The following is a 12802-nucleotide window of genomic DNA, read 5'->3' on the forward strand; positions in this document are numbered from 1 at the left end:
GCTGGTGGTACCGGCGCGGGTAGTGTCGTTCGTCGCGATAGGGGGTGTCGGGTTGCAGGTGGTGCACGCCGTCTGGACCGGGGGTCGGCTGGCGCTGTGGGGCGAGACCGCGCCGCCGGAGGTGGCCGGTGAGCTGGTCACGCTGACCCTGCGGCTGCCGAGCGCCGGCGGTCACCGGCTGCCCGCGGACGGTGACGTGCCCGCCGATGCCGTGCTCGCGGAATGGCCGGTGCCCGCGCGCGTGCTCGACCCGGCCGCCGCCCTCGACCTGCTCGACTCCCTCGACGCGGACGTCGGCTGGACGCCCGGGGAAGATCTGCGTTTCGTCGGCGTCGTGGCCGGGTATGCGCGCGCGCTGGCGCGTCGCGGGCGGCTACTCCCCCAGCTGGTCGCCGAGGAAGGCCTCCCCACCGCCCGATGGCGTCCGGTCGTCACCGGCCGCGACGCGACAGCCTTCCGCGAGCTGGCGGCGGCCATGCCGGCGGCGGTACGCGCGGCCGACGCGGCCCCACCCGGCGAGGTCCTGCGCGGCCTGCTCGACGGTTTCGTCGATGCCGCGGCGCGGCAGGCGATGCCGGAGCGGCTCCTGCTCGGCCACCGCCCGGGCCCGAAGGCGCCGGTCGCCGACCGCTGGATGCTGGCCCTGACGGCGACCGACCCGACGATCACCGTCACCGCCGCGCAACGACCGGAGCTGGCCGCGCTGCGCACCGCGCTCGACGCCTGGCAGCGGGCCGCCCACCAGGCCAACGAGCCGGTCCGCGTGTGCTTCCGGTTGGTCGAGCCGCTGCCGACCACCGACCGCTGGGACCTCGAGTTCGCGCTGCAGTCGGTCGACGACCCGTCGTTGTACGTACCCGCCGAGGTGATCTGGGCCGGCCAGCGCGTTCCCGGCCTGCCGCCGCGGCCCGACGAGACCCTCCTGGCCGGGCTGGGCCGGGCGGTGCGGTTGTTCCCGCCGCTCGACGAGGCGCTGCGCGAGGCCCAGCCGACGGAGAGCCGCCTGGACACGGCGGCGGCGTTCACCTTCCTCCGCCAGGCCGCGCCGCTGCTGCAGGCCGCGGGCTACGGGGTGCAGCTGCCCGCCTGGGCCGGTCGCAAGAGCCTGGGCCTGAAGCTGACCACCCGGGCCAAGGCCTCGCCTGGCGGCAAGGCGCTCGTAGGCGGCGGCGTCGGCCGGGACGAGCTGGTGGACTTCAAGGTGGACCTCCTGGTCGGCGACGAGGAGATCAGCGCCGACGACCTGCACGACCTGGCCCGGCTGAAGGTGCCGCTGCTGCGGGTCAAGGGCCGCTGGGTGGAGCTCGACGACCGCCAGCTGACGGCGGCGATCCGGGCGGTGGAGCAACATCGCGCGGGCGAGATGACGGTGGCGGAGGTGCTCGGCCAGGTCGCGGCGGGCGGCGAGGAGGACCTGCCGCTGGTCCAGGTCGACGCGGACGGCTGGCTGGGCGACCTCCTCTCCGGCGACGCGGACCAACGCCTGCGCCCGACCACGACCCCGGATGCCTTCCAGGGCACTCTGCGCCCGTACCAGGAGCGCGGCCTGTCCTGGCTGGACTTCCTCACCCGCCTGGGCATCGGCGGCATCCTCGCGGACGACATGGGGCTTGGTAAGTGCATCGGTCCCGACTCGCCGGTCTTCCTCAACGGAACGTTGGTAAGGGCCGAAGACTCCTGGCGGCGGTTCACGGACGGCACCGGCACGGTTGACGACGAAGGCGGCGAATGGCGAACGCCGAGCAAGCCGCTGCTGACCAACGCCCTCGACTCGCAAGGGCAGATGGTGGCCGCGCAGGTTACCCAGCTCTATCGCCAACGGATCTCCGAGAAGGTCCGGCGGGTAACCCTTGACGACGGCAGCCACTTGTTGGTTACCCGTCGGCACCGACTGCGCGGCGTTGAGGAGTGGACCCGCGACTTCGCCGTGGGCGACCTACTCTGCGTGCCAGGGCGCATCGAATGGTCAGGCGATCCAGTCGACCACAACCTCGTGCGGCTTCTTGCCTGGCAGATCAGCGAAGGCGACGAGTCACGCAACGGAACGCTGCGGATCACACAGAAGGATCCGGCGATCCTGGATGACCTCGTCGAGACCATCCATGCGGTCGGTGAGAAGTTCCAGATCAAAATGAACGCTCCGCGCGTGTTCGTCGATCGACGCTGTCATGTCCTGCGAATGTGCAGCGCCGAATACGCCTCGCTGCTTCGCGCCCAGGGCTACGCGTGGGGCCGTCGCTCGGCGGAGAAACGCATACCGGACGTGGTGATGTCGGCGGACGAGGCCGCCGTGACGCTGTTTCTTCGCGAGTTCTTCAGCGCCGAGGGGTCCGTGAGCTCGCGCATGCGCATTGTGGAGATCTCGTCGGCGTCGAGTTGGCTGATGGACCAGCTCGTGACACTGCTCCGGCGCTTCGGGATCTGGATGCGCGTTACGACCAAGATGAAGGCCGCCGCGAACGGTGCTCGTGTGCTTCGTCCGTACCGGATCGGCGTGATCGGTGGCAGCAGCCTTCGTCGCTTCAGCGCCCTCGTCGGCTTCAGCGACAGGGTGAAGCAGGCGAAACTGGAGGCAATCTGTGTGCCTAAGGTCAACACGAACGTTGATGGCGTGCCAGGGCATGATCTCCTCCAGGCGGCCCACACGTTGAGCAGGTGGACCGCGCAGACGTTGGAGGCATACGCGACGCTCGACCACGCCGCGCTGACTCAGCTGCGACAACGTCTTCACCGGCGAGCCAGCCAGCAGGTTTTCTATGCCCGGGTGACCAGCGTCGAGGAGGTCGACTACGAGGGCGACGTCTACGACTTCGAGGTAGCTGGTGAGCACAACTTCGTGGCCGGCGGGATTCTCTGCCACAACACAGCCCAGACGCTGTCGTTGCTGGTGGCCGAGCGGGAGCGGGGGGCGGTCGGGCCGACCTTGTTGGTGTGTCCCATGTCGTTGGTGAGCAACTGGCGCAAGGAGGCCGAGAAGTTCGCGCCCTCGCTCGACGTCTACGTGCACCACGGCGCGACGCGGGATCCAGCGCGGCTCGGACACAGCGATCTGGTGATCACCACGTACGGCACCGCGTTGCGGGATCTCGATGCCCTGCGGGCCGTCGAGTGGGGGCGGGTCGTGTGTGACGAGGCGCAGGCCATCAAGAACGCCGGGACGCGGCAGTCGCAGGCCGTGCGGGCGATTCCGGCGCGGACCCGGCTCGCGCTGACCGGCACGCCCGTCGAGAACCACCTCGCCGAGCTCTGGTCCATCATGGACTTTGCCAACCCCGGGCTGCTCGGGCCGGCCAAGACGTTCAAGCGGCGCTACCAGGAGCCGATCGAGGTGCGGCAGGACGAGGACGCCGCGGCCGCGTTGAAGCGGGCCACCGGGCCGTTCGTGCTGCGGCGACTCAAGACCGACAAGAACATCATCTCGGACCTGCCGGAGAAGCTCGAGATGAAGGTCTGGTGCCCGCTGACGACCGAGCAGGCGGCGCTCTACCAGGCCGTCGTCGACGACATGCTCAACAAGATCGGGTCCAGCGCGGGCATCGAGCGGCGGGGCAACGTGCTGGCCGCGATGACCCGGCTGAAGCAGGTTTGCAACCACCCGGCGCACCTGCTGCGCGACGGGTCCACACTGGCCGGTCGCTCCGGCAAGCTGGCCCGGTTGCAGGAGCTCGCCGAGGAGATCGTCGAAGAGGGCGACAAGGGCCTGGTTTTCACGCAGTACGCCGAGTTCGGCACGCTGCTGCAACCGTATCTGGCCGCGCACCTCGACCGGCCGGTGCTATGGCTCCATGGTGGACTGTCGAAGCAGCGCCGGGACGAGCTGGTCGACCGGTTCCAGAACGACCCCGAGCCGATGATCTTACTGCTCTCGCTCAAGGCGGCCGGCACGGGTCTCAACCTGACCGCGGCCAACCACGTCATCCACGTCGACCGGTGGTGGAACCCGGCCGTCGAGGACCAGGCGACCGACCGCGCGTACCGGATCGGGCAGGCGCGCAACGTGCAGGTCCGGAAGTTCATCTGCACCGGCACCATCGAGGAGCGGGTCGACGAGATGATCGAGCGCAAGAAGGCGTTGGCGCAGAAGGTCGTCGGCACCGGCGAGGAGTGGCTGACCGAGCTGTCGACCGAGGAGCTGCGCGACCTGTTCGCGCTCGACCCCAAGGCGGTGGGCTGATGCCGGTGGGTCCGGACGGCTGGTTCGACGGCGGCAAGGCGATCAAGGTCGAGGGCGGCATCAAGGCCCGCTCGCGCCGCGGCCGGATCGGCGAGGAGTGGTGGTCCCGGCGGTTCATCGACATCCTCGAGAGCATCTGCGACAAGGGCCGGCTCGACCGGGGCCGGCGGTACGCGCGCGCTGGCCAGGTGCTCAACCTGGACCTCGAGCCGGGCCGGGTGGCGGCCCGCGTCCAGGGTTCGCGGACGGAGCCGTACGCGGTCGAGGTGACGATCCCCGTCTTCGACGAGACCGACTGGGCCCGGGTCGAACAGGCCTTGGCTCACCAGGCGGTGTTCCGGGCGAAGCTGCTGGCCGGCGAGATGCCGATCCAGATCGTTGCGGTCTTCGATGACCTCGGGCTCCCACTGTTCCCGGCCGAGCTCGACATGAAGTGCACCTGCCCCGACTGGGGGTTCCCGTGCAAACACCTGTCCGCGGTGCTCTACCTGCTGGCCGAGGCGTTCGACGACGACCCGTTCCTGGTGCTGGCCTGGCGTGGGCGGGCCCGCGACGACCTGCTCGGCGCGCTGCGCGGCCCAGCCGTCGAAGCGACGCCCGCCGATCCGCTCGACGTGCCCGACCGACCGCTCGCCGTCGACGACTTCTATCGCCCCGGGCGGTCGCTGGCCCGGCTCAAGGAGCTGACCGGCGGGCCGGCCGCGCCGCCGGAGCTGCTGCTGCGGGTGCTCGACCCACCGCCGGTCAAGGTGCGACACATCCCGCTGGTCGACCTCCTGCGGCCGGCCTACCGGGCGCTGGCGGAGACCGACGATCAGCCGTCGTAGTCGACGACCAGCTTGTCGGTGACCGGGCTCGACTGGCAGGTGAGCACGTAGCCCCGCTCGACCTCGTCGGGTTCCAGCGCGTAGTTGCGGGCCATGGTGACCTCGCCCTCGACGATCCGGGCCCGACAGGTCGAGCAGACCCCGCCCTTGCACGCGAACGGCAGCTCGGAGCGGACCCGCAGCGCCGCGTCGAGGACGCGTTCGTCGCGGTGCATCCGCAGGGTCGACACCCGGCCGTCGAGCAGCACGGAGACCTCGACCGGCCCGTCGTCGCCCGCGGTGCCCGCGCGCCGCGGCGGCTCCGGCACGTCGTCGACGTGGAACAGCTCGGTGCGCACGGCCCCGGCCGGCACGCCGCGGCCGGCCAGCACGTTGCGGGCGTCGGTGACCAGCCCGTAGGGCCCGCACAGGAACCACTCGTCGACCACGTCGGCCGGCACGAGCACGTCGAGCAGGCGGGCCAGCCGGTCGGCGTCGATCCGGCCGGAGAGCAGCTCCGACTCACCCGGTTCCTGGGAGAGCACGTGCACCACGTGCAGCCGGGCGGCGTAGCGGTCCTTGAGGTCGCCCAGCTCGTCGGCGAACATCACGCTGCGCGCGAACCGGTTGCCGTAGAGCAGGGTGAACCGGCTCCGCTCCTCGACCGCGAGCGCGGTGGCCACCAGCGACAGCACCGGCGTGATGCCGGAGCCGGCGGCGATCGCGCCGTAGTGCCGCTGCCGGCCCGCCTCGAACTCCGAGGTGAACTTGCCCAACGGCGGCAGCACGTCGATCGCGTCGCCGCGGCGCAGGGCGCCGGCCGCGTAGCTGGAGAAGACGCCGCCGGGGATCTCCTTGACGCCGATCCGCAGCACGCCGGCGCCCGCAAGCTCCGCCGGCGTCGAGCAGATCGAGTACGAGCGCCGGGCGTCACCGTCGTCGACCTTGCGCACGGTGAGGTGCTGGCCGGCCCGGAACGCGAACTGCTCGCGCAGCTCCGGCGGCACGGCGAAGGTGATCGCGACCGCGTCGTCGGTGAGCCGGTCGACCGCCGCGACGGGCAGCGGGTGGAACACCGGGCGCCGGCGGATGGGCTTGCTGATCGTCACGCTCATCGTCAGTACGCCTTCATCGCGTCGAACGGCTCGCCACAGGCGCGGCACCGCCACAGCGCCTTGCACGCCGTGGACCCGAACCGGCTCAGCTGCTCGGTGTCGGGCGAGCCGCACAGCGTGCACCGCACGGCTATCGACAGGGTGACCGGCCGGGCCGGCCCGGGCGGCGCGACGCCGGCGGCGGCGAGCTTGGCCCGCCCGTCCGGCGAGATCCAGTCGGTGCTCCAGGCCGGTGCGAAGACGGTGCGGACCTCGTGGTCGGCGTGGCCGGCGGCGCGCAGGGCGGCGCCGATGTCGGCCCGGATCACATCCATCGCGGGGCAGCCGGTGTAGGTGGGCGTAATGGTGACGGTGACGTGACCGCGCTCGTCGGTCTCGACGGCGCGGAGGATGCCCAGCTCGTCGATCGTGACCACGCGCAGCTCGGGGTCGACGACCGCGGCCACCGCGGCCCGCGCGGTCACCAGCGGGCTCCCGGGTGGTCGCGGTGCAGCTGCTGCATCTCGGCGAGCAGCTCGACCAGGTGCTTGCGCTCGCCGGTGGGCTCGTCGACGGCCGGCGGCACGGTCAGCGTCGCCCGGCCGAGCACACCTTCCACTGTGGACGACCACGGTCCGCGGATCGTGTCCAGCTCGACCGGGCCGTCGGCGCCCTTGAACAGCCCGTCGACGTAGGGCCACAGCGTGTCGAAGGCGCCCTGCATGCGCCGGTGCGACTCGTCGGTGCCGTCACCCAGCCGCAGTGTCCACAGTGTGCTGTGGTCGAGGTGGTACGCCGACTCCTTGCGGGCCTTGGCGGCGATGGCGGCCAGCCGCTCGTCGCCGCCGGCGGCCAGGGCCTCGTAGAGCGGCAGCTGGAACGCGGAGAGCAGCAACAGCTTGGCGATCACGTGCGCGAAGTCGGGCTCGGGCTGTTCGACCAGCCGGCAGTTGCGGAAAGCGGCCGCGTCGCGGCGGTAGGCCAGCGCGTCCTCGTCGCGGCCCGCGCCCTCCAGGTCGCCGGCGTAGGTCAGCAGCAACCGCGCCGCGCCGAGCTGGTCGAGCGCGATGTTGGCCAGCGCGACGTCTTCTTCCATCTCCGGCCCGGCGGCGTACCACGCGCCGAACCGCTGGGCGGTGATCAGCGCGTCGTCGCCCAGCCGCAGCAGGTAGTCCACGGTCGTCACAGGTGCTTCGCTCCGTCGGGCACGGCGTAGAACGTCGGGTGGCGGTAGACCTTGTCGGCGGCCGGGTCGAAGAAGGCGTCCTTCTCGTCGGGGCTCGACGCGGTGATCGCGTCGGCCGGGACGACCCAGATCGAGACGCCCTCCTCGCGGCGGGTGTAGACGTCACGGGCGTTGCGCAACGCCATCGCCGCGTCCGGCGCGTGCAAGCTGCCGACATGCGTGTGCGACAACCCCCGCCGGGGCCGCACGAACACTTCGAACAAGGGTTCACCGTTCATGCGCCTGCCTCGCTTCGCTCAGAGAAGCGCGACCCGGCTGCTGAGCCGACTGATTCGGTCGCAAGCTCCCTCATGCCGCCACCGTCTCCTGTTGCTTGGCGGCGTACGCCGCAGCTGCTTCGCGTACCCAGGCGCCGTCGGAGTGGGCCCGGCGCCGGTGCGCCATCCGCTCCGCGTTGCACGGGCCGTCGCCCTTGATCACCCGCATCAGCTCGTCGTAGTCGGGCGCGGTGAAGTCGTGCTCCTGCCGCTCCTCGTTCCAGCGCAGCTCCGGGTCGGGGATGCGCAGGCCGAGCACGCCGGCCTGCTGGACGCACATGTCGACGAAGCGCTGCCGCAGGTCGTCGTTGGAGAAGCGCTTGATCTTCCAGGCCATCGACTGCGCGGAGTGGGTGGAGTCGGTGTCGGGCGGGCCGAACATGGCCAGCGAGGGATACCACCAGCGGTCGACGGCGTCCTGGGCCATCGCGTGCTGCTCGGGGGTGCCGTGCGAGAGGGTGTGCAGAATCTCGTAGCCCTGCCGCTGGTGGAAGGACTCCTCCTTGCAGATCCTGATCATCGCGCGGGCGTAGGGCCCGTAGGAGCAGCGGCACAGCGGCACCTGGTTGACGATCGCCGCGCCATCGACGAGCCAGCCGATCGCGCCGATGTCGGCCCACGTCAACGTCGGGTAGTTGAAGATCGAGCTGTATTTCTGGCGGCCGTCGATGAGCATCTCGACCAGCTCCTCGCGGGTGACGCCGAGCGTTTCGGCGGCCGCGTAGAGATAAAGGCCGTGACCGGCCTCGTCCTGCACCTTGGCCAGCAGGATGGCCTTGCGCTTGAGCGAGGGGGCGCGAGTGATCCAGCTGCCTTCCGGCTGCATCCCGATGATTTCGGAATGCGCGTGTTGGGCGATTTGTCGGACCAGCCCGCGCCGATAGGCGTCGGGCATCCAGTCGCGTGGCTCGATCTTCTGGTCGGCCGCGATCACCGCGTCGAAGTAGTCCTGCAGAGCCGCCGGATCGCCTTCGACCCGACCCTGGTGCGCGGCGGCGCGCAACGCCGCCTCGGCGGCCTCGACCTGCCCGAGGAGACCACCGTCGGACCCGGCATCCGGGCCGGCGAAGTCATTCCCGTACATGCCTACAGTGTTACAGCTTCCTGACACTCAAGCCAGCACCTGTAACAAACCCGTGGCACGGCGTTACTCCGAGTGAGCGAATCTGTGCCGTCCGCACGGACTGATTCCACTGTGGACAATGAATCGCATCACCCGCATTCCTATGTTTTCCTTAAGTTGCATCGCCAAACGCGTCGGAAACGGGACGATTTCGGGCTGCTTGCGGAAATTCCACCCGTGCAATGGCGTCACCACCGGTCGTAGACTTCACCGCGGTAGATCGCCAACCCCCCGGCGGTCCGTTACCGAGAGCCGCCCCCCGGCCTGAAATCAACCGGAGATCACCCCTCATGCGTCCTCGCGTGGTTCTGGTGCTCGCCCTCGCCGCACTGCTGCTCGGCGGCGTACTGCTGGTGCCCGCCGCCTACGGCCAGCTCAAGGGCGACGACGGTGCCACCGCGACCACGGCCGTGGCGGCCACCGCCACGATCCCGCCCAAGGTCGTCGAGCCACCCCAGCCGACGCTGGCGCCGCAGCCGGTCTCCGTGAAGGTCGACGGCTTCTATTCGTGGGCGCTGATGGACCTCAAGAGCGGCAAGATCTCCGGCTCCAAGAACAGCGCGACCCAGACCAGCTCGACCGAGTCGATGATCAAGACGTGGATCGTCTCCGATTTCCTGCGCCAGCGCGACGAGGACGGCAGGCCGGTCTCCTCCTACGAGAAGACGATGGTGCAGCGCGCGATCCGCAACAGCGACGACGACGCGGCGGGGTCGCTCAACAAACTCGGCGGCGGAACCACGCAGACGAAGCGCATGATCAGCTGGTGCGGGCTCAAGAACACCCACCTCGGCACCGTGCCCGGATACGTCGGCTGGTGGAGCTTCACCGAGATGTCCGCGCAGGACGTGACCCGGCTCGGCAAGTGCATCCAGTCGGGCAAGGCGGCCGGCAAGAAATACACGCCGCTGGTGCTCAGCGAGATGACCAAGGTGCAGGGCACGGTCGCGCAGCAGCAGAAGACGTCGGGCGGCGGGCGCTGGGGCATCATCGACGGCCTGCCCAAGGAGATCGTCGCGAAGCAGGGCCCGATCAGCATCAAGAACGGCTGGACCGCGCTGGTGTACGACGGCGACTGGCACATCAGTTGCATGGCCATCAGCAAGGAGTGGGTGCTGGCGGTGCAGACCCGCTACCCCGCCTCCCAGGGCCTGGCCTACGGCGCCAAGGTCTGCCAGAACACCGCCACGCAGCTGGTGACGCCCAAGGTCGGCGCCGCCCTGCAGCTCCCCTCGTCCGCAGGCACCCAGGGCTGACCCGTTGAGCACTCCCCCCAAGCGGCGCCGGGCCCGGCGCGCCACCACCGTCATCGCTCTCGTCGTCGTCCTCGCCGCCCTCGGCATCGCCGGCATGCGCCTCTGGCCCGGCTCGCCGCTGGCCGCCCGGGCCGCGGCGCGCTGGGAGAACCCGCCCGACCTGACCGGCGCGACCGGCGACCCCGAGTCGTCCCGCGCACCGTCGCGGGAGCCGGCGCCCGCGCCCGAGAAGACCCTCGACCCGCTGCCGGTCAGGGCGACGGACATCAAGATCGACCACACCGGCTGGTACTCCTGGGCGCTGCTCGACACGCGTACGGGTGAGATGTCCGGTCCGGCCGACCGCACCGAGCTGAGCACCACCGCCTCGTTGATCAAGTCGTGGATCGGCGCCGACTTCCTGCGCCGGTCGGCCGAGCAGGGCAAGACGCCCAGCGACTCCCGGATGGCCCAGGTCAAGACGATGATCCGGGACAGCGACAACACCGCGGCGCAGTCGCTCTACGAGGCCAACGGCGGCTCGCCGTCGATCAAGCGGCTGATCTCGATGTGCAAGCTAAAGGACAGCAAGGTGGCGGCCGACGGCGGCTGGAGCCGGACACTGCTCTCGCCCGCCGACATCACCCGGCTCGGCGCCTGCATCGCCGACGGCACGGCGGCCGGCCCGAAATACACCAACTACCTGCTCGGCGAAATGCGCCAGGTGCGCGGCACCGGCGACTTCGGCCCGCGCAAGGCGTTCCCGGCGACCGAGCAGAAGAAGATCGCCATCAAGAACGGCTGGGTCGACCGGCAGCGCGAGCAGGAGTACCACGTCAGCTGCATGGCCATCGGCGACGGCTGGGTGATCGGCGTGATGACCAAGTACGACATCAGCAAGGGCTACACGTACGGCGCCGACATCTGCGAGCAGGTGGGCGAGCAGCTCCGGGCCGCGGCGGCGGACCGCTAGAAGTCCAGGTGCGGGCCCTTTCGGGTCGTTAACCTTACGCCAGGACCTCGCACAACGCGATGGACTGCCACACCCATCGGTCCGGCGACACCTGGGGCTTACCTTGCGCACTAGCCATCGGCGTCGCCGGAGCCGACGCGCCACGACAGTGATCATTGCCGTCGTCGTGCTCGCCTGCGCGGGCGTCGGCGTCGCCGCTTCGGGTTTCGGCCTGTCTTCGCTGACCGTCCGCTCGGCCACCCGGGCCCGCAGCGCGCCCCAGGTCGGCGCGGCCAACCGCGCGCCGGAGGCCGCCGCGCGGGCGGCCACCACGCAGGCGCCGAGCCTCCCCCCGTTGCCGGTGAAGCCCACCGAGATCAACATCAACCACAGCGGCTGGTTCTCGTGGGCGCTGCAGGACACGCGTACCGGTGAGATCTTCGGCCCTGCCGATCGCACCGGGCTGAGCACCACCGCGTCGCTGATCAAGGCGTGGATCGGGGCGGATTTCCTGCGCCGCGCGGCGCAACGCGGTCAGGCGCCGAGCGACGAGGACATGGAACAGCTCGACTCGATGATCCGTGACAGCGACAACGAGGCCGCGTCGGCGCTGCACGACGCCAACGGCGGCGAGGAGTCGATCAGGCGGTTGATCGCGACCTGCGGGCTGCGGGAGGCCCGGCTCGCCGACGACGGCGGCTGGAGTCGCACCCTGCTCTCCCCGGCCGACATCACCCGGCTGGGCGCGTGCATCGCCGACGGTCGGGCGGCCGGGCCGACCTGGACCGACTTCCTGCTCGACGAGCTGCGCGCGGTCCGCGACTCCGGCGACTTCGGCATCCGCCAGGCGTTCCCGGAGGACCAGCGGCACGCGATCGCGGTCAAGAACGGCTGGGTCGAGCGCGAGGAGGAGCACGAGTTCCACGTCAGCTGCATGGCCATCGGCGACGGCTGGGTGATCGGCGTGATGGCCCGCTACGAGATCGACAAAGGCGTCGAGTACGGCGCCGCCATCTGCGAGTACGTCGGCAAGCGCCTCCGCGAGGGCTAGTCCGTGTAGAAGACCGGGCCGGTGGGCGGGAGCGCGGGGACTTCGCCGGCGGCGGCGGCGCGGCGGGCGAACTCGCGCAGGCCGGCGACCTGGCGCTCGCCGAGCGAGAAGTCGAGCAGCCGGAAGTACGTGGCCAGCGTGTCCGCGTCGAACGGCTCCCAGCGGGCCGCGGCCGTCGCCACCTCGTCGAGTTCCGACAGCGACAGCTCGCGCGAGCGCAGGAACGCCTCGTGCACCTCTTTGACCTGGCCCGGGTGGCGTTCGGCGAAGTCCCGGCGGGCGGCCCAGACCGCGAACACCATCGGCAGCCCGGTCCACTCCTTCCAGGCCTGGCCGAGGTCGGTGACGGTGAGGCCGCGGGTCGGCGCCTCGTAGAGGGCGCGCAGGGCCGCGTCGCCGATCAGCACGGCGGCGTCGGCCTCGAGCAGCATCTGGGTCAGCTCGGGCGGGCAGCGGAAGTATTCCGGCCGCACGCCGTGCCGCTGGTCGAGCAGCATCTGGGCGAGCAGCACGCCGGTGCGCGAGGTCGAGCCGAGGGCCACGCGGCGCCCGTCGAGCTCGGTCAGCGGCCGGGTGGAGACGATGTTGACGGAGAGCACCGGGCCGTCGCTGCCGACCGCGAGATCGGGCAGCAGGACCAGCTCGTCGGCGTGCCGCAGATATTCGACCAGCGTGATCGGGCCGACGTCGAGGTCACCGGCGACCAGCGCTTCGCTGAGCTTCTCCGGCGTGTCCTTGTGCAGGTCGACGTCGAGGAGCGCACCGGAGCGCATCAGGCCCCAGTAGATCGGAAGACAGTTCAGGAACTGGATGTGGCCGACGCGGGGTCTGCGAATCTCCGTCATGGTGATCCCACCGTATCCC

11 protein-coding genes are annotated in these 12802 nt (G+C 70.6%); 5 read left to right on the plus strand and 6 right to left on the minus strand.

Going from position 1 to position 12802, the window contains the following annotated elements; genetic code table 11:
• Positions 1-52 precede the first annotated feature (52 nt).
• Both O7635_RS38115 and O7635_RS07110 read left to right on the plus strand, forming a co-directional pair.
• The gene (locus tag O7635_RS38115; protein WP_347405263.1) at positions 53-4174 is read left to right on the plus strand and encodes an SNF2-related protein; all 4122 of its coding nucleotides are present in this window, start codon (positions 53-55) and stop codon (positions 4172-4174) included.
• Positions 4174-5001, plus strand: a complete 828-nt coding sequence (locus tag O7635_RS07110; protein ID WP_278079608.1) for an SWIM zinc finger family protein — start codon at positions 4174-4176, stop codon at positions 4999-5001. The genes O7635_RS38115 and O7635_RS07110 overlap by 1 nt, the downstream gene beginning before the upstream one ends.
• Here O7635_RS07110 and paaE read toward each other — a convergent pair.
• From paaE to paaA, 5 genes are all read right to left on the minus strand, one after another.
• Positions 4989-6095 carry a 1,2-phenylacetyl-CoA epoxidase subunit PaaE gene (gene paaE, locus O7635_RS07115; RefSeq protein ID WP_278079609.1) on the minus strand — a complete coding sequence of 369 codons (1107 nt, stop codon included), beginning with the start codon at positions 6093-6095 and terminating at the stop codon, positions 4989-4991. The genes O7635_RS07110 and paaE overlap by 13 nt on opposite strands.
• A gap of 2 nt (positions 6096-6097) precedes the next feature.
• Positions 6098-6562, minus strand: a complete 465-nt coding sequence (paaD, locus tag O7635_RS07120) for a 1,2-phenylacetyl-CoA epoxidase subunit PaaD (RefSeq protein WP_278085397.1) — start codon at positions 6560-6562, stop codon at positions 6098-6100.
• Entirely contained in the window at positions 6556-7260 is a 705-nt protein-coding gene (paaC, locus tag O7635_RS07125; RefSeq protein ID WP_278079610.1) for a 1,2-phenylacetyl-CoA epoxidase subunit PaaC, read from the minus strand. The genes paaD and paaC overlap by 7 nt, the downstream gene beginning before the upstream one ends.
• Positions 7257-7538: a 1,2-phenylacetyl-CoA epoxidase subunit PaaB gene (paaB, locus tag O7635_RS07130; RefSeq protein ID WP_278079611.1), complete on the minus strand. Its 282-nt coding sequence runs from the start codon at positions 7536-7538 to the stop codon at positions 7257-7259. The genes paaC and paaB overlap by 4 nt, the downstream gene beginning before the upstream one ends.
• Positions 7539-7608: 70 nt before the next feature.
• The gene (gene paaA, locus O7635_RS07135) at positions 7609-8661 is read right to left on the minus strand and encodes a 1,2-phenylacetyl-CoA epoxidase subunit PaaA (protein ID WP_278079612.1); all 1053 of its coding nucleotides are present in this window, start codon (positions 8659-8661) and stop codon (positions 7609-7611) included.
• Positions 8662-8990: 329 nt separating this feature from the next.
• Between paaA and O7635_RS07140 the strand changes: the two genes are divergently transcribed.
• From O7635_RS07140 to O7635_RS07150, 3 genes are all read left to right on the plus strand, one after another.
• Positions 8991-9956, plus strand: a complete 966-nt coding sequence (locus O7635_RS07140) for a hypothetical protein (RefSeq protein WP_278079613.1) — start codon at positions 8991-8993, stop codon at positions 9954-9956.
• Positions 9957-9960: 4 nt separating this feature from the next.
• On the plus strand, positions 9961-10908 hold the full coding sequence (locus O7635_RS07145; protein WP_278079614.1) for a serine hydrolase: 948 nt from the start codon (positions 9961-9963) through the stop codon (positions 10906-10908).
• Between the two features lie 148 nt (positions 10909-11056).
• On the plus strand, positions 11057-11938 hold the full coding sequence (locus O7635_RS07150) for a serine hydrolase (protein ID WP_278079615.1): 882 nt from the start codon (positions 11057-11059) through the stop codon (positions 11936-11938).
• On the opposite strand, the gene O7635_RS07155 is transcribed toward O7635_RS07150, so the two are convergent.
• A complete protein-coding gene (locus tag O7635_RS07155) occupies positions 11935-12783 on the minus strand; it encodes a menaquinone biosynthesis protein (RefSeq protein WP_278079616.1) in 849 nt (282 codons plus the stop codon). The genes O7635_RS07150 and O7635_RS07155 overlap by 4 nt on opposite strands.
• Positions 12784-12802 lie beyond the last annotated feature (19 nt).

It is taken from the genome of Asanoa sp. WMMD1127 (assembly GCF_029626225.1).
Lineage (GTDB): Bacteria > Actinomycetota > Actinomycetes > Mycobacteriales > Micromonosporaceae > Asanoa.